Genomic DNA, 18,688 nt, shown 5'->3' on the forward strand with positions numbered 1-18,688 from the left:
AGGAACTGACGCATGAACGTGAGGACCGAAGCAACCGTTGCTGTGACCGGCATAGGCGGCTTTGTCGGGCGCCACGTCGCGCTCTTCCTGTTACGGCAGGGCTACGACGTACGCGGCACCGTTCGTGATCTCGCGCGTGCAGAAGAGATCGAGCGATCAATCCGCGCCGCCGGCGGCACGGAAGGGGCCAAACTGAGTTTTGCCGAAGCGGACCTTTTGGCGGAACCAGGCTGGGTCGATGCCTTCACCGGCGTTTCCTGTGTCATGCACACGGCATCGCCGTTCCCGGCGCGACTGCCGGCAAATGAGGTGGAACTGATCGATCCGGCGCGGGACGGCACGCTGCGCGTCCTGACTGCTGCCCGCGCGTCCGGCGTTCGCCGCGTCGTGCTGACCTCTTCGGTCGCCGCGGTCATCTACGGGGCCGGTCGCGCGCCATACACCGAGGACGACTGGACCGATCCACAATCACCGCTGGTGACGCCCTACTACCGCTCGAAGATTTTTGCCGAGCGCGCGGCTTGGGACTATGCGGCCGATAACGGCCCCGACTTGGTGGTCGTCAACCCTGGCATGGTGCTCGGGCCGCTCCTCGGCCGTGAGATCGGCACCTCCGTTGCCGTGGTCCGCAACCTTTTGAGAGGTGGTTACCCGGCTTTGCCGAAGTTCAGCGTACCCATCGCCGATGTCCGTGACGTCGCCGATGCCCATCTCCGGGCAATGACCGTTGCCGATGCGGTTGGCGAGCGGTTCCTGATTGCTGGAGAGACGTTGTCTCTTGCCGACATCGCGTCAGTCCTGCGCCGCAAGTTTCCGGCGCATGCCGCCAAGCTGCCGAAGTTCATTCTGCCAAACTGGCTGGCAGGCTTGGCTGCGCCCTTTGATACTGGCTTGCGCCTGATCGTCCGGGAATTGGGACACGATGCCCGCATTTCCAACGAGAAGGCGCGGCGCGTTCTGGGTTGGCAGCCGCGAACCGCAGAAGAGGCGGTCACGACCAGCGTCGAAAGCCTGATCGGCGCTGGTCTGGTATGAACATGCCGGCTGGAGCATCCCGCTCTAGTTGGTGAAGCGGCGAGCGACCCAGGAATAGCCGTCCTCGATGTAATGCACCGGCTTTGTAACAATGGTCTTGAGCTTTTCCCGATCCGGCATGGCGCCCGACAGGAAGGCCAATGTCCGTTTCGGCAGGTTCGGTTCCTGCTCCGGTTCCGCCACTTGCGAGGGCGGCATCTGGTTCTGTTGGGAGCCAGCCGGCGGAGGTGTGAGGTCGGCGAGGGCCGGGCCGGAGCGTTCGCAAACGGCGACGACGACCGGATAGTTGGCGTTCGAGAACTTCGGCAACTGCGCCTGCGAGTCGGTGTCGCACTGGGCGATCGACGGCCAACTGCCGTTGACCGTCGAGATGTACTGGCATTGGCTGACATCGTGGTCGCAGCCGAGAATGGTCATGACTATCAGCGCCGCTTGCATGGTGTTCCTGTCGTCGGTCCCTGGAGGTTGTGATGGATCAACCTATGCCTGTGCGATTCTCCCGGAATTAGGGCGGCTTTGGTGCTGACACGGAACAAATTGTTTCAGCCCGTTAGCCGGATTGATAGGGCGGCACCGAGCGCCTGCGTCATTTGACGTATTGGCTGGCGATGCAGGTGGCACTAACGTCCGCCAGCAATACTGAAATCGAGAAGGACGAAACAATTGCCTGCCGTAACCATAGCCCTGGAGCATCCACGCCAAGCTCAGGTCGCGCGTCTGCTGGAACTCTCCGACGCCTATGCCGCTTCGCTTTACCCCGCCGAAAGCAACCACATGGTCGACCTCTCGAGCCTGGAGCAGCCGGGGGTCTCCTTCTTCGTGGCGCGGCGTGACGACGATATCGTCGGTTGCTGCGCTCTGGTGGAAGCAGGCGACGGCACGGCGGAGATCAAGCGTATGTTCGTGGATTCGGAGGCGAGGGGGCTGAAGGTCGGTAAGCTGCTGTTGCAGGCGCTGGAGGCCCGGGCGGGTGAACTCGGCTACACGGCAATTCGCCTCGAAACCGGGATCTATCAGCCCGAGGCGATCGGACTTTACAAGGCGGCCGGCTACGTTGAGCGTCCGCCCTTTGGCGACTATGAGCCGGATCCGCTCAGCCTGTTCATGGAAAAAACCGTTCGCCAGGCGGCATGATCTCGCCACGCCGAGCGGTGCCGTGAGCCGAGAATCAAAGCGGCGGCCCAAGAGCCGCCGTTCTCGATTTTGATTGGGAGACGCGCAAGCAACTCACGCGCTCTTGCATCCACCGCCCAATCAGATGTCCAGGTTCTCGGCGAACACCGCGCGTTCCTGGATGAAGCGGAAGCGGGCGTCGGCCTTCGTTCCCATGAGATTGTCCACCGCCTCGCGCGTGCCCTCGAAATCGATCTCGTCGATCTCCACCTTGAGCAACGTGCGGAACTTCGGGTCCATCGTCGTTTCCTTGAGCTGCGCTGGCAGCATCTCGCCAAGACCTTTGAACCGGCCGATCTCGACCTTGCCGCGACCGGAGAACTCGGTGCGCATCAACTCTTCGCGGTGGGCGTCGTCGCGGGCATAGAGGGTCTTCGAGCCCTGGCTGATGCGGTAGAGCGGCGGTACGGCGAGATAGAGGTGGCCGCCGCGGATCAGTTCAGGCATCTCCTGATAGAAGAAGGTGATGAGCAGCGAGGCAATATGCGCGCCGTCGACGTCGGCGTCGGTCATGACGACGATGCGCTCGTAGCGCAAATCCTCTTCGCGGTACTTGCTGCGTGTGCCGCAGCCAAGTGCCTGAATGAGGTCGGTGATCTGCTGGTTGGCGCTGAGCTTTTCGCGGCCCGCGCTCGCGACGTTGAGGATCTTGCCTCGGAGCGGGAGGATCGCCTGGTTGGCGCGGTTGCGTGCCTGCTTCGCCGAGCCGCCTGCCGAATCCCCTTCGACGATGAAGAGTTCGGCGCCTTCTGCGGTGTTCTGAGAGCAATCGGCAAGCTTGCCCGGCAGGCGCAGCTTGCGCACCGCCGTCTTGCGGTTGACTTCCTTTTCCTTGCGCCGGCGTACGCGCTCTTCGGCGCGTTCGACCACCCAGTCAAGCAGCTTGGCAGCTTCTCCCGGATTGTCGGCAAGGTAATGGTCGAAGGGGTCGCGCAGCGCGTTTTCGACGATGCGCTGCGCCTCGACCGTGGCGAGCTTGTCCTTCGTCTGGCCGACGAATTCGGGTTCGCGGATGAAGACCGACAGCATGCCCGCCGCCGAAATCATCACGTCGTCGGTGGTGATGATCGCCGCCCGCTTGTTTTGCGTCAGCTCGGCGTAGTTCTTCAGGCCCTTGGTCAGCGCGATGCGGAAGCCCGCCTCATGCGTTCCGCCCTCGGGCGTCGGGATGGTATTGCAGTAGGAATGGACCTGCTGGTCGCCGCCATACCAGGTGACTGCCCATTCGAGCGAGCCGTGGCCGTTTGCCTTCTCCGACTTGCCGGCGAAGATTTCGCGGGTGACGGTGAACTCCTTGCCGAGGGTTGCGGCCAGATAGTCCTTCAGACCGCCCGGGAAGTGGAAGACCGCCTTGTCCGGGATCTCCGAGCCTTCTTGCAGGAGCGACGGATCGCAGGACCAGCGGATTTCGACGCCGCCGAAGAGATAGGCCTTCGAGCGCGCCATGCGGAACAACCGCCCGGGCTCGAAATGGGCGTGCGGCCCGAAGATATCCGGGTCCGGATGGAAGCGAACGCGCGTGCCGCGGCGGTTGTGCACGTCGCCAAGTTCTTCGAGCCCGCCCTGCGGAATGCCGCGGGAGAAGCGCTGGCGATAGAGCTTGCGGTTACGCGCGACCTCGACTTCGAGCGCATCGGAGAGCGCATTGACGACGGAAACACCCACGCCATGCAGACCGCCCGACGTCTCATATGCCTTGCCGTCGAACTTACCGCCGGCATGCAGCACGGTCATGACGACTTCGAGCGTCGACTTTCCCGGGAATTTCGGATGGTTCTCGACCGGGATGCCACGGCCGTTGTCGGTCACCGTCAGGAAGCCGTCCGCGTCGAGATTGACCTCGATGAAGTTCGCGTGGCCGGCGACCGCTTCGTCCATCGAGTTGTCGATGACTTCGGCAAAAAGATGGTGCAGCGCCTTCTCGTCGGTGCCGCCGATATACATGCCCGGGCGACGACGGACCGGCTCCAACCCCTCGAGCACCTCGATCGCCGAAGCATCATAGTCGCTTCCGTCGCTGCCTTTCGGGGCAGGGCGCGGTTCTTCACGCGCGACGGGTGCCGCTGGCACAGCTGGCTTGGCGCTCGGCTGTACGGGCTTAGGTTGCTCGGGCATTGAAAAGAGGTCGCTGTTGTCGTCCATGGGGCCGTTCGGATCGTTCCTGTCGTCTGGGGATGCCTGAGGCCATAGCAAGACCTCGGCTTTGCCGCCATCCCCCGGCGGTCGAATCACCTGAATTCTGCCAGACTCTCACAGGATACGCGAACAAAACGAGAATGCTGGCGCCGGCCGGGGCTAAATGCCGCCTTCATGGCCGTGTCTTCGAGCAAGTGTTGCTTTGGCGCCCGGGCAATGGCAAGGCTTTCGGCGAACGAGGGAGCCCATCATTGGCCGTGTCCACAATTGTTTTTCCGTTTCGTCGGCTTTTGCTGGCCGTTGCCTTCGTCTCCGCGGCTTCCGTCGCCCAGGCGCAGGCGCTGAAGCCCTTCAAGGACGAACTCTTCTCCTATGGCAGGGTGCTGCAGCAGAATGATGGCGGCGATGATCTGACCGTCGACTATCAGGAATTGCGCGACATCAACGAGCGCGACGAAATCCCGGAACGTCGCGTCAAGCGCGCCTATGTTTCGCTGGGCGTCAAGAGCGAGCAGGTCAACGAGACGCTCGACATTGGCGGCCGCTCGCTCGATGTCACCCGTGTCGGCCCGGACCGCGGCGCTGCTTTCACGGTGATCTTCATCCACGGACGCGGCGGCGATCGCCGGCTCGGCACCAACGATTTTTCCTTCGGCGGCAATTTCAACCGGCTGAAGAACCTCGCCGTCGCCAACGGCGGCGTCTACTACGCGCCGAGCGTCCGTTCCTTCGACACGGCAGGTGCTGCGGATATCGCCGGCCTGGTCAAGCAGGTCTCCGAGCGTTCGGGCGGTCGCCCCGTCGTGCTGGCCTGCGCATCGATGGGAAGTTTTATCTGCTGGGGCGTCTCACGCGATGCATCTGCCGTTGCAGCACTCGGCGGCATGATGGTGATGGGCGGTGTCAGCGACCCCGATTTCACGAAAAGCGCCGCCTACAAGGCCAAACTGCCCATGTTCTTCAGCCATGGCAGCCGCGACAGCGTCTACCCGGCGGAGAACCAGAAGGCGCTTTATCGCTCGTTGAAGGCTCAAGGCTACCCGACACGCTTCGTCCTCTTCGAAACGGGCTCGCACGGCACCCCAGTGCGGATGACCGATTGGCGCGATGCGTTGAACTGGATCGGTCGCCACTGACCTTCGTCCGCGCCGCCGACATTTGTTAACCAGCCCGACAGTTTCGCGCGAGATTGTGGCTCGTGTTTCCACTCTGGAAAGTTGAGGGCGTCATCATGCCCGGCAATTATGGCTGGGATGGAAATCATGGACGCGCGCACCGAGACACGGCACATTCCGCTGTGTGTGGATCTGGACGGTACTTTGTTGGCCGCCGATACGCTGTGGGAAGGCGCTGCGATCATTCTCCTGCGCAATCCGCTGATGCTCTTTCCCATGCTGTTCTGGCTCGCGAAGGGCAAGGCGCGGCTGAAGCATGAGGTAGCCTTGCGCTCCGGCCGCAAGGCTCAGGACTGGCCTTACCGGCAGGCGGTCATTGACCGGCTGGCCGCTGAAAAGAAGACGGGTCGCGAGCTCGTCCTCGTCACGGGTGCGGCGCCGTCGGTCGCCAGAGACGTTGCCGATCATGTCGGACTTTTTTCGTTGGTCATGCATTCGACCGATGCGCTCAACCTGACGAGCAGCCGCAAGCGCCAGGCGTTGGTGGATCGCTTCGGCGACGGCGCCTTCGACTATATGGGCAACAGCCGTGACGACATCGCCGTCTTCGAGGTGGCGCGTCGCGCGATCGTGGTCGCTCCGGATTCCGCTGCCGAAAAGTGGCGCCGCAATCATGACGCCGAACGGCTGGACACCGGCAAAGTGAGCATGCTTGCACCGCTGAAATCCATCCGGGTGCATCAATGGGCAAAGAACGTGCTCATCGGCGTGCCGATGATCCTCAATCACGAGGTGCTACACTTCGACGCGATCGTCAGCGTCATCATTGCCTTCTTCGCCTTCAGCTTCCTCGCCTCGGCGGTCTATGTCATCAACGATCTTTCGGACCTTTCCAATGACCGTCGCCACGCGAAGAAGCGCCACCGGCCGCTCGCAAGCGGTCAGATGTCGGTGCCGACAGCGCTCATTTTTGCCGGCTGCCTCGTGCTCGCATCTTTGTCGCTGACGTTGTTGCTGCCATGGAAATTTGCCGGTGTGCTGGCGTTCTATGCCTGCGCAACGACTGCCTATACCTTCGTGCTGAAGCGCAAGCTGCTGGTCGACGTGTTCACGCTCGCCGGCCTCTACACCACGCGCATTGTCGCCGGTGCGGCGGCCACGGGCACGGAACTGTCCTTCTGGCTCGTCTCCTTCGCCATCTTCTTCTTCCTCAGCCTCGCGCTGGTGAAGCGCTATGTCGAGCTGCACGAGTTCGACGACAAGGATGGCGGCAACGTTCCTGGTCGTGGTTACCTGGCCGTTGATTTCGAGATGGTAGGGCAGGCTGGCGTTGCCTCCGCCTTCACTTCGGCCCTGGTCCTTGCGCTCTACGTGCACAGCAAAGAATTGCAGGAAATGTACACCACGCCCTGGGCGTTGTGGCCGCTGTGCCCGCTGGTGCTCTATATGCTCTTGCGCATCTGGATGCTGGCGCGTCGCGGCATGCTGCATGAAGATCCTGTTGTCTTCATCATGCGTGACTGGCGCAGCCAATTGACCATGCTGGTCGGTGCGCTGTTGATCCTGTTTGGAGCCATCGGGCCGCAATGACATCGCAAGACCATGAAAGCTGGGGCCGCCTCGACAATCGCGCGCGGCCAGTCATTTCGCCTGACGACTATGAAGATCGCCTTGGGAATCTGGAGGCGCAGGGCTTTCTGCCCTTCGGCAACGGCCGCAGCTACGGCGACAGTTGCCACAATGACCGGGGCACACTGATCGAAAGCCGCAGGCATGGGCGCATTCTGGCATTCGATCCCGGCACCGGCATGATGACCTGCGAAGCCGGTGTGACGTTGCGCGAGGTGCTCGAACGCGCGATCGAACATCGCTTCTTCCTGCCGGTCACCCCCGGCACCGCCTTCGTGACCGTCGGCGGCGCGCTCGCCAACGACGTGCATGGCAAGAATCATCATGCGCGCGGCACCTTCGGCAATCACGTGACGGGCTTCACGCTTCTGCGCTCGAACGGGGATCGGCTGACCTGTTCGCCGGGGGAAAACTCTGAACTCTACGCCGCGACCATCGGCGGGATGGGGCTGACGGGTTTGATCCTGACCGTGGATCTCAGGCTGATGAAGGTGCCGTCGCCGCACGTGCAACAGCACGCGATCCGTTTCGACAATCTCGATCAATACTTCGCCCTCGTCGATCGCGTTGACGAGGAGCACGAGTATTCCGTTGCCTGGATCGATCAACTCGCGACCGGAGCCCGCACGGGCAGGGGCGTGTTGCTGGCCGGCGACCACGCCGACGGCGCCTGTGAGCTTCCCGATATCCCCAAGGGACTGAAGCTTTCGGTGCCGTTTGCGCCGCCCTTCAATCTTCTGAACCGGGCAACGCTCAAGGCCTTCAACGAGTATTACTTCCGCAAGGAAAAGCCTGGTGAAACCGTGACCACGGTTCCCTGGACGTCATATTTCTATCCGCTGGACGCGATCGGCGCGTGGAACAGGCTTTACGGACCGCGCGGTCTCTATCAGCACCAGAGTGTCTATCCTGCCGCGCGCGCGCCGGAGATCACCGCGCAACTCATGGAAACGGCGCGCAAGGCCGGTCATGCGTCGTTCCTGACGGTGTTGAAGCGCTTCGGCGACATCGGCTCGCGAGGTCTTCTGTCCTTTCCACGTCCCGGTTTTACTTTGACATTGGACTTCGCCAATCAAGGTGAACGGACAGTAAAGCTCTTGGATGCGCTCGATCGCATCGTGATCGAGGCGGGCGGTGCGATCAATCCGTACAAGGATGCGCGCATGAGCCCGCAAGCCTTTGAAAAATCATTCCCTTCCTGGAAAAAGCTTGAGGCGTTGCGCGATCCGGCACTGGTTTCCAACTTCTGGAAGCGCACGGCTCTGGCTTTGCCAGAATGAGAATGCAGACAATTTTATTCAAATAAACTTTCAAACTTCACGGAAAATCCGTCTCTTGCCCGTAAGTACATTTGCGGGACTGGGAGTAAAACAATGAAATATATTCCATTCATTCTCTTTACGGTGCTGACCAACGCTGCTGCTCAGCTGATGCTGAAGCAGGGCATGATGACGCTCGGACCGATTTCGATGACGGCCGAAACGGCGATCGTCCGACTGTTCCAGATCATCTTCAATCCTTGGGTCTTTGCCGGCCTCGCGACCTTCGTCATCTCGATGGCGTCGCATCTCTATGTGCTGTCCAAGGTCGAGCTTTCCTTTGCCTATCCGTTCCTGAGCCTCGCTTATGTCGCCGTCGCGATCTTCGCCTATTTCGTCTTTCGCGAAGACCTCAACGCCTGGCGCATCGCCGGCATCGCGCTGATCTGCGCAGGAACCGTTCTTATCGCCCAGTCGGGCATCTCATCCCATGCCGATGACAAGCAGGCTGACGCTGCAGGGGTGAGCACCGCAGAATTCGGGAGCAAGTCATGAAACACATCATCTTTGGTGGCGACGGCTTTGTTGGCCGTCACCTGGCGGAACGTCTCGTCAAGGACGGCGAGGAAGTCGTGATCGCCGATATCGTCAAGTCTGACCTGCCGCACTACGGCCGCGCCCGCTTCGTCCATTGCGACGTCACTGACCTGGAGGCCGTCCAGAAGGTCGGCATCGGTCCCGATGACATGATCTACAACATGGCGGCGAAGATGCTGTCGCCGTTGCAGATCCGTTCGAAGCGCTGGGAATTCTTCTGGCCCGTCAATTATTACGGTGCCGAAAACATCATGAAGGCGATGGATGCCGCCGGTGCGTCACGTCTGGTGCAGTTCACCACCGACATGATCTACGGCCATACGGTGCAATCGCCTCAGACCGAGACCCATCCGGCCAAGCCGCTCGGTGAATACGGCAAGTCGAAATGGGCGACGGAGCAACTTGCAGTCCAATGGCGCAAGCAGGGCATGAACATTTCGATCTTCCGCCCGCGCCTGATCATCGGCCCGGGTCGTCTGGGTATTCTCGAAAAGCTGTTCAAGCTGATCGACCTGAACCTGCCGGTGCCGATGATCGGTTCGGGCAAGGTGCCGTACCAGTTCATTTCGGTTTTTGATTGCGCAGAAGCCGCGCGCCTTGCCTGGAAGGGCGGTGTGCCGAACGAGGCCTACAATCTCGGCTCCGACAATCCGCCCTCGGTGCGCGAACTGCTTGGCAATCTGATCAAGCACGCCGGCTCGAAGTCGTTCCTGCTGCCGACACCTGCCTTCGCGGTCAAGCAGACGCTGGCCTTCTTCGACCTGATCAACAAGCCGATCATGGATCCGGAACAGTATCTGATCGCCGACGAGATGTGCGTGCGTGAAACAGGCAAGCTGAAGCGCGAACTCGGCTGGCGTGCGGAATACAACGATGGCGACATGCTGGTCGCCGCCTATGACGAATATCGGGCCAAGAAGATGGGCGCCGCAGTTCCTGCAGCTGTCGCCGTGCCGGCCGAATGAGGGGAGACACCATGCTGGACAGACCGAACCGTATCGCCGTTGCCGCCCCCTCGCTTGATGGCGGCGTTGCAAGGCCGGAACTGATCACCGTCGAACAGGCCAAGGCCATGTCGATCGGCGACATCACCACGGCTTTCAAGGAGCACCTGAACCCGGGCCAGTTGCACTTCATGAAGCTTCTCGGCTTCCACAAGGTGAAGATCGAGAGCGCCGAAGGCATGTTCTACGCCGACCAGAACGGCCGCAAGATCCTCGATTTCTTCGGCGGTTTCGGCTCGCTCGCCTTTGGCCACAATCATCCGCGTATCCTCGATGCGCGCCAGAAGTTCCAGGACGAAAAGCGTCACGAAATCGCAATCGCCTTCATGTCGCAATATGCGGCGGCGCTCGCCAGGAACATCGCGGCGTGCTCGCCAGGCGACCTCGACATGGTCTTCCTCGGTTCGTCGGGTTCGGAAGCGATGGAGGCCGCCGTCAAGCTGGCCGAACGCGCGGCCGGACCGAAGCGCCCGAAGGTCGTCTATGCCGAGAATTCCTTCCACGGCAAGACCAAGGGCGTGCTCGCCATCACCGACGGCCAGCTCTATCGCGCTGACTTCAAGGTTGCCGACAACACGGTGCGCGTTCCCTTCGCCGATATCGACGCTGTGGAGAATGCCTTCAAATCCGATCCGGAAATCGGCGTCATCGTGCTCGAAACCATCCAGGGTGGCGGCGGTATCATCCAGGCGCCCGCCGAATACTGGCAGAAGCTGCGCGCGCTCTGCGACAAGTACGGCGTGCTCTGGGTCGCCGACGAGGTACAGTGCGGTTACGGTCGCTCCGGCCGCTTCTATGCCTTCGAGCACTATGGCGTCGTGCCTGACGTGACCGCCCTTGCCAAGTCGCTCGGCGCCGGCAAGGCAGCCGTCGGCGCGATGATCGCGCGCCGCGAGGTCTACATGAAGGCCTATGGCACGCCGAAGACGGCGATGATCCACGCCATGGCGACGTTCGGAGGCATGGGTGAGGCTTGCGTGACGGCGATCGAGGGCATCAACGTGCTCTACGACGAGCATCTGATCGACCGTGCCGCCGACAGTGGCGACTACCTGCTTGAGCGCCTCCAGGCGCTGAAGGAAAAGTATCCGAAGATCATCAAGGACGTGCGCGGCAAGGGGCTGATGGTCGGCCTGGAGTTCCAGGACTTCAGCCAGACTCTGCCCATGGTGCTACGCCCTGTCGTCTCGATGCTCGACGACAAGCTCAAGGGTTCGCTCTCCGGCTTCATCGGCGCGCTGCTCCTGCGTGACTACGACGTGCTTGTCGCCTTCACCGAGTACAATCGCAACGTCATCCGCCTCGAGCCGCCGCTGATCTGCGAGCGCGCCCATGTCGACCAGTTCATCGCTGCGCTTGATGATCTGCTCGGCCGCGGCATCGTACGGATCGTCAAGGACTTCGTCGGCAGCCAGATCGGCTAAGCAACGAGCCTATCGTTTTATCAGGGGCAGGGGCGTTCAGCGCTTCTGCCCTTTGATGTTCATGTCGAACTCGACGACGTTGGAGTAGATCGGCGTTCCGACATCCATACCGTAAGGCGAACGGTGGATGTTGCCGCGGATGTTGAAGGCGATCGAGCCACGGTTCCAGTCAAGCAGCGTCACGGAAAAGCGTTCCTTTCGCGAGGTACCACGCGCAGTCAAGGTTCCCTCGACTGCTGCCGTATCCGGGCCCGTCTGCTTCACGGTCGTTGAACGGAAAGTGACGGTGCTGAAGTTCGCGGTGTCGAAGACGGCACTCGACTTCAGGAAATCCTCGATCCGCTTCTCTCCCGTCTTCACGCTCTCCGGATAGAGCGTGAACTCGACCGTCGAGTGGCCGACATCATTTCGGTCAATGCGGAAACTGCCGGAAAACTTGCCGAAGTCGCCGACGATTCCTCCGCCACCGCCCGCTTGTGCCACCGTAAAATGGATACGGGAGGCGGGCGTGATGCCGTAGTTTCCGGCCGCATCGGCAAGGTCCGGCGCGGCGCCGACAGCGAGCGATGGGCTGACGGACAGGGCCGCCATCAAGGCGAGGGCAATAACCCTGGGGGCTGGTTGCAAGCGCAGTGTCATGGTTTCTTCCTTCCAGCGATGACCGGATCCACGCCCGCGGTTTGGGAGCGTTTGTGGCGGCGTGATCCGGCTGGCAGCATGCGGACGAGGACGTCGTCCCGTCGTGCAAAGTGGTGATAGAGGGCGGCCAGTACGTGAAGCGTGACAAAGCTGAGGAGCAGATAGGCGAGCGCCATATGGACGAGCGTCCAGAAGTCCTCGGCCGGTGCCGATTTCGCCATCGGCAGATGCGGAATGACGACCCAGTTGAAATAGAAGCTTGGGATGTTCAGCGTCGAGGTGGATGCGACGGCCCAACCGGCGAGCGGGACTGCAAGAGCAAGCCCCATGAGTACGATGTGGGTGACGCTGCCTGCGCGTTGTTCGAGCGCGCTGAGGCCGTCGGGCGGTTGCGGGCGACGCTCGACAAGGTGCCAGAGGGCGCGGACTGCAGCCAGGCCAAGCGCGGTGAAACCCAGCGACTTGTGCCATTGGTACAGCGAAAACTGCAGCGCGGGGTCGATCTGAACGCGGCGCATGATGAAGCCGAGGGCAAGCAAGGCAAGGATGATCGCTGCAATCGTCCAATGAAGGATGATGGTGACCCAGCCGAACCCAGCCTTGTCGTTGCGCAACATGATCGTCTCCGTGGTCGCCAGCCCGGCGTCACATCTCGGTTACGGCGGTGAGACCCATGAGCCCGTGCTTTTATTCGCCGATAATACCGTAAAATTGCAGTGCGATCTTGTTGATGTCGGCAAGCTGTGGTCCACTTGCGGTGGAAGGGGACACGGAGGGGTTGTTCCCGGAAGCAGTTGGGCTGGCGTATATGACGAAGAAAAAAACGACACCAATGAGTCCGCATGAGCGGGAGGCTTATGAACAGGCCCGTACGGGCATCCGCCTTGGAACCGAAGGCAAATATGGCGAGGCGATCGATGCCTGGCGTCTGGCATCCGACATCGCCGATGCTCACCTCGCATCCACGGACATGTATTACTGGGTCAAGAGTGGTTACGGCGCGGCACTTTGTGATGCCGGGCAGTACCGCGAGAGCATTGCCGTCTCGCTGCTGTCGCGCGAGTGGACCTTGGAGCGGCGCCAGCCGCTCTCGTCGCTTTCGATCGCGCGCTCTTATCTCGCTCTTGGCGAAGGCGAGGCGGCTGCCCCCTATCTCCGCGAGGTTCACGGCCTGATCGGCGATGCGATCTTCGAGCAGTTCGACGAAGACGTGGAGGCGGACGTTCACGCAGCGATTGCCGGTCTGGAGAATGGCGAATCGCAACCGTCCGCAGGTCGACCAAAGTGACGCTGGGTTTCTAGGCTAGGGCCAGGACCATCTGCCAACCGGAGTCTACCGGCGTTCGCTGTCGCGAACGGTCAGGCGTTTTCTCGCCATGATTTCATCCCATGTGGTGTTTGCCTCTTTAGCGGGTGATTCGAAGCCGACCGTTCTGGTCACGGCTCTTTTTTAACATTTTGATTTTTATTTGGAGTTTCCAATGGGTGAAACCGTATTGCCGTCTGATGCCGAAATTACCCTCCGGCGCATTTCAGCCCTGACCGTCTGCGACGTCTGCGAGCTTAGCGAGACGCTATCCGACGAACAGCGCAATATGGTGGCGGACAACGGCACCTCGATTGCCGAGGCGCATTTTTCCGAGAATGCCTGGTTCCGCGCCGTTTATGCCGAGGAGACGCTGGTCGGCTTCATCATGCTGCATGAAGGATCCGACTGGGACGACGGCATCGATTGCCCCGGCGTCTATCTCTGGCGCTTCATGATTGCCCGCCCGTTCCAGGGCAAGGGCTTTGGCAAGCAGGCGATCGCCCTCGTCGTTCGCGACCTGAAGGCGCGCGGCCTTCGCGAACTCTACACGAGTTACGGACAGGGCCCCGCCAGTCCCGAAGGATTTTATCGTGGTCTCGGCTTTGAGCCGACCGGCGAGCATTATGATGACGAACTTGAAGCCGTGCTGAAGTTTTAGAACGGTGCAGGCATGGGCGCTGGTCTCATGTCTGCCGACCAGATTTTATGAGTAGGACTATGAGTAACAAAATGCACGAGGCCAATCGCCTCTCCTGGAATGCGGCGACGGTCGCGCACAACAGCCACAAGGGCGACCAGGCTGCCTTCTTTCGCGCAGGCGGCTCCACGCTCTATCCGGAAGAAATTGCCTTGCTCGGTGACGTGGCCGGGTTGGAGCTTCTTCATCTCCAATGCAACTCCGGCCAGGACAGCCTGAGCCTCGCGCGGCTTGGGGCGAAAGTCACCGGCGTCGATATCTCGGACGAGGCAATCGCCTTTGCAAAGCAACTTTCCGAAGAGAGCGGGATTGCGGCCAACTTCGAACGATCCGACCTGTTCGAATGGTTCGAGAGCGCACGGGCGGACGGACGGCGGTTCGACCAGGTCTTTGCATCCTACGGCACAATCTGCTGGCTGTCGGATCTCGGCATCTGGGCGCACGGTATTGCCGATGTGCTCAAGCCCGGCGGGCGCTTCGCCTTTATCGAGTTCCATCCCTTCGCGATGGTCTTCGACCCGAGCTGGAAGCCGCACTATGATTACGCCCCCAAGGAGCCGGTCGCCGAGGCTGGCATCGGCGACTATGTCGCGGACTCCGGCGCAGGGCTTGCGATCGGCGGCTATCAGCAGGGTGTCGTGGGCTTTACCAATCCGCACCCATCCTTCGAGTTCAACTGGGGCATTGCGGATGTGATCCAGGCGCTCATCGATGCCGGGCTCCGGATCGAGCGCCTGACGGAATATCCCTATTCCAACGGCTGGGTCGGTTTCGAAGGCATGCGCGATCTTGGTGGCCGGCGCATGGCGCCGCCTGCGACCATGCCCAGTCTGCCCCTGATGTATGCGATTGCAGCGTCGAAGCCGGAAGGGCAGCAGGGAGCAGGTGGCAAGGCGGCCGCTGGCGCCAAGCCGATCACCATTCGTCGCTGGTGCCCGGAAGAGGGCGAGCGACTGCTGGCAATCTGGCTCGCCGCGTCGCGCATTGGCCATCCGTTCCTCGGCGAGGCACGCCTTGTCGAGCAGCAGCAGGTGGTGCGGGACACCTATCTGCCGATGGCAGACAACTGGGTCGCCGAAATCGACGGCCAGGTCGTTGGCTTCATCGGGCTGATCGAGAACTTCATCGGCGGACTGTTCGTCGATCCGGACGTTTTGGGCGCCGGCATCGGTCGTGCGCTTGTCGGGGATGCTGCCGCCCGGCTCGGACAGCTGGATGTGAGCGTGTACGCCGACAACCGGGCGGCAGTCGCGTTCTATCTCCGCCTCGGTTTCGCCGAAACCGCACGCAAGGCAACCGACGACGAAGGGCTGCCGTTTGCCGTGGTCGAGATGACGCGCGGCGCATGAAATGTGTCTGTGGCGGGGCAGGCCACCAGCCCCGCCACCTGGAATAATCGTCGGCAGCGCTTTTATTTGCCGGCCGCATTTGCTACGCCGCTTCGGGAGAAAAGCACCCGGAGGAAACTGCATGACGCCCGATATCCGCCCGCTCGTCGCCGGCAACTGGAAGATGAACGGAACCCGCGCCTCGCTCGATCAGATCAAGGCGATGGCCGAAGGGGTCAAGGGCGAACTCTCCGCCAAGGTCGAAACGCTGATCTGCCCGCCGGCGACCCTGCTCTATGTAGCGACGGCGCTTTGCGACGATAGCCCGTTGCTGATCGGCGCGCAGGATTGCCATCAGAAGCAGTCGGGCGCCCATACGGGCGACGTTTCCGCCGAAATGATCGCGGATTGCTTCGGCACCCACGTCATTGTCGGGCATTCCGAGCGCCGCACCGATCATGCGGAAAGCGATGCGCTGGTGCGTGCGAAGACGGAAGCTGCACACGCCGCCGAACTCGTGGCCATCGTCTGCATCGGCGAGACCGGCGACGAACGCAAGTCCGGCAAGACCCTCGATGTCCTGAAGCGCCAGCTTGCCGAAAGCCTGCCGGATGCGGCGACGGCCGAAAACACCGTCATCGCCTACGAACCCGTCTGGGCGATCGGCACGGGCCTGACGCCGACGGCGGCCGATGTCGAGGAAGCACACGCTTTCATGCGCAAGGAACTCGTTTCGCGCTTTGCCGACGTGGGAGCCAAGATGCGTATCCTCTACGGCGGCTCGGTCAAGCCTTCCAATGCGAAGGAATTGATGGGCGTCGCCAATGTCGACGGCGCGTTGATCGGCGGCGCGAGCTTGAAAGCCGAAGACTTCCTCGCCATCTACCGGGCTTATGAAGAATTGACGGCCTGATCGCCCGGGTTACCGGGCAGGGGCTTGGAATGGCGTACGGCTTGGTATAAAGAGGCGGAAAATTGCGCCCGGCAAGGCCGAGTTTTGCGCATGGTTTGATTCGTGTGCCCCAAGGGCAGGACTGGAAGCTGATGCAGACCGTACTACTCGTCATCTATCTCATGGTCGTCGTCGCCCTGATCGGCGTCGTTCTCATTCAGCGTTCCGAAGGCGGCGGCCTCGGCATTGGTGGCGGCTCGGGCTTCATGTCCGCCCGCGGCACGGCCAATGCGCTGACCCGCACCACCGCGATCCTCGCCGCGCTCTTCTTCGTCCTGGCGCTCGCCATGGGTATCCTGGCGCGCTATCAGCCGCAGGCGACCGACATTCTCGACCGTATTCCGGGCACCAGCTCGAACGGCGGTGGCGTCCTCGATTCGCTTGGCGGCGGCAATACCCAGGCTCCGGCCGATGGTGCAACGCAGCAGCAGCCCGCAACGGCCCCGGCGACCGGCAACGGTGCGGCGACCGACAACGGCGTTCCCTCGACGGCGCCGGCAACGACGGGCGAAGCTCCGGCTGGCGGCGCTGCGACGCAGACGCCCGCCGCAGGTGCCAACGGCAATACGGGATCGCAAGTTCCCAGCGGCCAATAAGGTCGCGATCCAGAAGAACCCGCCGGCGGATGTTTCATCCGCCGGTTTTGTTTTGTTTGAAATCTGCCTCCACCCCAAGGCGAAAAGTTCTGGAACATGAATTTTTCGGTGGCGGAATCATTTGTTAAAAGGTATCCGGTGACTCCCATGGCGCGATATGTATTCATCACTGGCGGCGTGGTTTCCTCCCTCGGAAAAGGCATCGCTGCAGCGGCTCTTGGAGCACTACTGCAGGCGCGTGGCTACCGGGTGAGACTGCGCAAGCTCGACCCCTACCTCAACGTTGATCCGGGCACCATGAGCCCGACCCAGCACGGTGAGGTTTTCGTAACCGACGATGGCGCGGAGACCGATCTCGATCTCGGCCATTATGAACGCTTCACGGGGCGTTCGGCGACGAAGACCGACAACATCACCACCGGGCGGATCTACAAGAACATCATCGACAAGGAACGCCGCGGCGACTATCTCGGCGCGACCGTTCAGGTGATCCCGCACGTCACCAACGAGATCAAGAACTTCGTCACCGAAGGTAACGACGACTACGACTTTGTGCTCTGCGAAATCGGCGGCACGGTTGGCGACATCGAAGCGATGCCGTTCATGGAGGCTATCCGCCAGCTCGGCAATGATCTGCCGCGCGGCACTGCCGTCTATGTCCACCTGACGCTGATGCCCTATATCCCGGCAGCCGGCGAGCTGAAGACCAAGCCGACGCAGCATTCGGTCAAGGAACTGCAGGCGCTCGGTATCCATCCCGACATCCTGCTCGTTCGTGCCGATCGCGAAATTCCGGAAGCCGAGCGCCGCAAGCTCTCGCTGTTCTGCAACGTTCGCCAGTCGGCCGTCATCCAGGCGCTCGACGTCGCCTCGATCTACGATGTTCCGATCGCCTACCACAAGGAAGGCCTCGACAACGAAGTACTCGCAGCCTTCGGTATCGAGCCGGCGCCGAAGCCGCGCATGGACGCATGGGAACGCGTCGCCGATCGCATCCGCACGCCGGAAGGCGAAGTGACGATCGCGATCGTCGGCAAGTACACGGGCCTCAAGGACGCCTATAAGTCGTTGATCGAAGCGCTTTACCACGGTGGCATCGCCAATCGGGTGAAGGTCAAGCTCGAATGGATCGAATCGGAAGTCTTCGAGAAGGAAGACCCGGCACCCTACCTCGAGAAGGTTCACGGCATCCTCGTTCCCGGCGGCTTCGGTGAGCGCGGCTCCGAGGGCAAGATCAACGCGGCGCGCTTCGCCCGCGAGCGCAAGGTGCCTTACTTCGGTATCTGCTTCGGCATGCAGATGGCGGTCGTGGAAGCGGCCCGCAATCTCGCCGGCATCGAGAAGGCCTCGTCGACCGAATTCGGCCCGACGAAGGAGCCGGTCGTCGGCCTGATGACCGAGTGGGTGAAGGGTAACGAACTCGAGAAGCGTTCGGCCTCGGGCGACCTCGGCGGCACGATGCGCCTCGGCGCCTATCGCGCAGCGCTCAAGGGCAACACCAAGATTGCCGATATCTACGGCTCGACCGAGATTTCCGAGCGTCACCGCCACCGCTACGAGGTCAATGTCGACTACAAGGATCGGCTTGAAGCCTGCGGCCTCGTCTTCTCCGGCATGTCGCCGGACGGCATCCTGCCGGAAACGGTCGAGTATCCGGATCATCCGTGGTTCATCGGCGTTCAGTACCATCCGGAACTGAAGTCGCGCCCACTCGATCCGCATCCGCTGTTTGCAAGCTTCGTCGAAGCGGCACTGGAACAGTCCCGCCTCGTCTGAGCCGGGATTGCATCGATCA

General features: G+C 61.7%; 18 protein-coding genes. 14 read left to right on the forward strand and 4 right to left on the reverse strand.

The window, feature by feature from the left end; all coding sequences use genetic code 11:
• The first annotated feature begins 12 nt into the window (after positions 1-12).
• Positions 13-1,035 (forward strand): SDR family oxidoreductase, encoded by a 1,023-nt coding sequence (locus PWG15_RS06035; RefSeq protein WP_275023540.1) that lies wholly within the window; start codon positions 13-15, stop codon positions 1,033-1,035.
• 24 nt (positions 1,036-1,059) lie between these two features.
• Here PWG15_RS06035 and PWG15_RS06040 read toward each other — a convergent pair whose 3' ends face one another.
• The gene (locus PWG15_RS06040) at positions 1,060-1,473 is read right to left on the reverse strand and encodes a hypothetical protein (RefSeq protein WP_275023541.1); all 414 of its coding nucleotides are present in this window, start codon (positions 1,471-1,473) and stop codon (positions 1,060-1,062) included.
• Positions 1,474-1,698: 225 nt separating this feature from the next.
• Between PWG15_RS06040 and PWG15_RS06045 the strand changes: the two genes are divergently transcribed.
• Positions 1,699-2,169: a GNAT family N-acetyltransferase gene (locus PWG15_RS06045; protein WP_275023542.1), complete on the forward strand. Its 471-nt coding sequence runs from the start codon at positions 1,699-1,701 to the stop codon at positions 2,167-2,169.
• Positions 2,170-2,289: 120 nt separating this feature from the next.
• Here the strand turns inward: PWG15_RS06045 and parE are convergent, their stop codons facing one another.
• Positions 2,290-4,350 carry a DNA topoisomerase IV subunit B gene (parE, locus tag PWG15_RS06050; RefSeq protein WP_275023543.1) on the reverse strand — a complete coding sequence of 687 codons (2,061 nt, stop codon included), beginning with the start codon at positions 4,348-4,350 and terminating at the stop codon, positions 2,290-2,292.
• A 251-nt stretch (positions 4,351-4,601) separates the two neighbouring features.
• On the opposite strand from parE, the gene PWG15_RS06055 reads away from it, so the two are divergent.
• The 6 genes from PWG15_RS06055 (at position 4,602) to PWG15_RS06080 (ending at position 11,372) form a co-directional block, all read left to right on the forward strand.
• Positions 4,602-5,480 carry an alpha/beta hydrolase gene (locus PWG15_RS06055; RefSeq protein WP_425536739.1) on the forward strand — a complete coding sequence of 293 codons (879 nt, stop codon included), beginning with the start codon at positions 4,602-4,604 and terminating at the stop codon, positions 5,478-5,480.
• Between the two features lie 126 nt (positions 5,481-5,606).
• Positions 5,607-7,049, forward strand: a complete 1,443-nt coding sequence (locus tag PWG15_RS06060) for a UbiA family prenyltransferase (RefSeq protein WP_275023545.1) — start codon at positions 5,607-5,609, stop codon at positions 7,047-7,049.
• Entirely contained in the window at positions 7,046-8,368 is a 1,323-nt protein-coding gene (locus tag PWG15_RS06065; RefSeq protein ID WP_275023546.1) for an FAD-binding oxidoreductase, read from the forward strand. Before PWG15_RS06060 ends, PWG15_RS06065 begins: the two co-directional genes overlap by 4 nt.
• A 93-nt stretch (positions 8,369-8,461) precedes the next feature.
• Positions 8,462-8,902, forward strand: a complete 441-nt coding sequence (locus PWG15_RS06070; RefSeq protein WP_275023547.1) for an EamA family transporter — start codon at positions 8,462-8,464, stop codon at positions 8,900-8,902.
• Positions 8,899-9,909 carry an NAD-dependent epimerase/dehydratase family protein gene (locus PWG15_RS06075; RefSeq protein ID WP_275023548.1) on the forward strand — a complete coding sequence of 337 codons (1,011 nt, stop codon included), beginning with the start codon at positions 8,899-8,901 and terminating at the stop codon, positions 9,907-9,909. Before PWG15_RS06070 ends, PWG15_RS06075 begins: the two co-directional genes overlap by 4 nt.
• A gap of 107 nt (positions 9,910-10,016) precedes the next feature.
• On the forward strand, positions 10,017-11,372 hold the full coding sequence (locus tag PWG15_RS06080; RefSeq protein WP_425536749.1) for an aspartate aminotransferase family protein: 1,356 nt from the start codon (positions 10,017-10,019) through the stop codon (positions 11,370-11,372).
• Positions 11,373-11,408: 36 nt separating this feature from the next.
• Here PWG15_RS06080 and PWG15_RS06085 read toward each other — a convergent pair whose 3' ends face one another.
• Both PWG15_RS06085 and PWG15_RS06090 read right to left on the reverse strand, forming a co-directional pair.
• A complete protein-coding gene (locus PWG15_RS06085; protein ID WP_425536750.1) occupies positions 11,409-11,963 on the reverse strand; it encodes a YceI family protein in 555 nt (184 codons plus the stop codon).
• Positions 11,964-12,007: 44 nt separating this feature from the next.
• On the reverse strand, positions 12,008-12,628 hold the full coding sequence (locus PWG15_RS06090; protein WP_275023551.1) for a cytochrome b: 621 nt from the start codon (positions 12,626-12,628) through the stop codon (positions 12,008-12,010).
• A gap of 191 nt (positions 12,629-12,819) precedes the next feature.
• Between PWG15_RS06090 and PWG15_RS06095 the strand changes: the two genes are divergently transcribed.
• The 6 genes from PWG15_RS06095 to PWG15_RS06125 all read left to right on the forward strand — a co-directional run bounded on the left by PWG15_RS06095 (position 12,820) and on the right by PWG15_RS06125 (position 18,669).
• Positions 12,820-13,299, forward strand: a complete 480-nt coding sequence (locus tag PWG15_RS06095; protein WP_275023552.1) for a hypothetical protein — start codon at positions 12,820-12,822, stop codon at positions 13,297-13,299.
• A gap of 193 nt (positions 13,300-13,492) precedes the next feature.
• Positions 13,493-13,978 carry a GNAT family N-acetyltransferase gene (locus tag PWG15_RS06100; protein WP_275023553.1) on the forward strand — a complete coding sequence of 162 codons (486 nt, stop codon included), beginning with the start codon at positions 13,493-13,495 and terminating at the stop codon, positions 13,976-13,978.
• Positions 13,979-14,037: 59 nt separating this feature from the next.
• Positions 14,038-15,366 (forward strand): GNAT family N-acetyltransferase, encoded by a 1,329-nt coding sequence (locus PWG15_RS36450; RefSeq protein ID WP_342457049.1) that lies wholly within the window; start codon positions 14,038-14,040, stop codon positions 15,364-15,366.
• Positions 15,367-15,487: 121 nt separating this feature from the next.
• Positions 15,488-16,258, forward strand: coding sequence for a triose-phosphate isomerase (tpiA, locus tag PWG15_RS06115; protein ID WP_275023554.1), 771 nt, complete (start codon positions 15,488-15,490; stop codon positions 16,256-16,258).
• A 131-nt stretch (positions 16,259-16,389) separates the two neighbouring features.
• The gene (secG, locus tag PWG15_RS06120) at positions 16,390-16,893 is read left to right on the forward strand and encodes a preprotein translocase subunit SecG (RefSeq protein ID WP_275023555.1); all 504 of its coding nucleotides are present in this window, start codon (positions 16,390-16,392) and stop codon (positions 16,891-16,893) included.
• A 138-nt stretch (positions 16,894-17,031) separates the two neighbouring features.
• A complete protein-coding gene (locus tag PWG15_RS06125; protein WP_275023556.1) occupies positions 17,032-18,669 on the forward strand; it encodes a CTP synthase in 1,638 nt (545 codons plus the stop codon).
• The last annotated feature ends 19 nt before the right edge of the window (positions 18,670-18,688 follow it).

Source organism: Ensifer adhaerens (genome assembly GCF_028993555.1).
Classification (GTDB): domain Bacteria; phylum Pseudomonadota; class Alphaproteobacteria; order Rhizobiales; family Rhizobiaceae; genus Ensifer; species Ensifer adhaerens_I.

What these genes read in the sequence shown, in the direction of transcription:
- PWG15_RS06035 (WP_275023540.1), top strand. Translation starts at nt 13, where the DNA reads ATGAACGTGAGGACCGAAGCAACCGTTGCTGTGACCGGCATAGGCGGC.
- PWG15_RS06040 (WP_275023541.1), bottom strand. Translation starts at nt 1,473, where the DNA reads ATGCAAGCGGCGCTGATAGTCATGACCATTCTCGGCTGCGACCACGAT.
- parE (WP_275023543.1), bottom strand. Translation starts at nt 4,350, where the DNA reads ATGGACGACAACAGCGACCTCTTTTCAATGCCCGAGCAACCTAAGCCC.
- PWG15_RS06060 (WP_275023545.1), top strand. Translation starts at nt 5,607, where the DNA reads ATGGACGCGCGCACCGAGACACGGCACATTCCGCTGTGTGTGGATCTG.
- PWG15_RS06065 (WP_275023546.1), top strand. Translation starts at nt 7,046, where the DNA reads ATGACATCGCAAGACCATGAAAGCTGGGGCCGCCTCGACAATCGCGCG.
- PWG15_RS06070 (WP_275023547.1), top strand. Translation starts at nt 8,462, where the DNA reads ATGAAATATATTCCATTCATTCTCTTTACGGTGCTGACCAACGCTGCT.
- PWG15_RS06075 (WP_275023548.1), top strand. Translation starts at nt 8,899, where the DNA reads ATGAAACACATCATCTTTGGTGGCGACGGCTTTGTTGGCCGTCACCTG.
- PWG15_RS06080 (WP_425536749.1), top strand. Translation starts at nt 10,017, where the DNA reads ATGTCGATCGGCGACATCACCACGGCTTTCAAGGAGCACCTGAACCCG.
- PWG15_RS06085 (WP_425536750.1), bottom strand. Translation starts at nt 11,963, where the DNA reads ATGGCGGCCCTGTCCGTCAGCCCATCGCTCGCTGTCGGCGCCGCGCCG.
- PWG15_RS06090 (WP_275023551.1), bottom strand. Translation starts at nt 12,628, where the DNA reads ATGTTGCGCAACGACAAGGCTGGGTTCGGCTGGGTCACCATCATCCTT.
- PWG15_RS06095 (WP_275023552.1), top strand. Translation starts at nt 12,820, where the DNA reads ATGACGAAGAAAAAAACGACACCAATGAGTCCGCATGAGCGGGAGGCT.
- PWG15_RS06100 (WP_275023553.1), top strand. Translation starts at nt 13,493, where the DNA reads ATGGGTGAAACCGTATTGCCGTCTGATGCCGAAATTACCCTCCGGCGC.
- PWG15_RS36450 (WP_342457049.1), top strand. Translation starts at nt 14,038, where the DNA reads ATGAGTAACAAAATGCACGAGGCCAATCGCCTCTCCTGGAATGCGGCG.
- tpiA (WP_275023554.1), top strand. Translation starts at nt 15,488, where the DNA reads ATGACGCCCGATATCCGCCCGCTCGTCGCCGGCAACTGGAAGATGAAC.
- secG (WP_275023555.1), top strand. Translation starts at nt 16,390, where the DNA reads ATGCAGACCGTACTACTCGTCATCTATCTCATGGTCGTCGTCGCCCTG.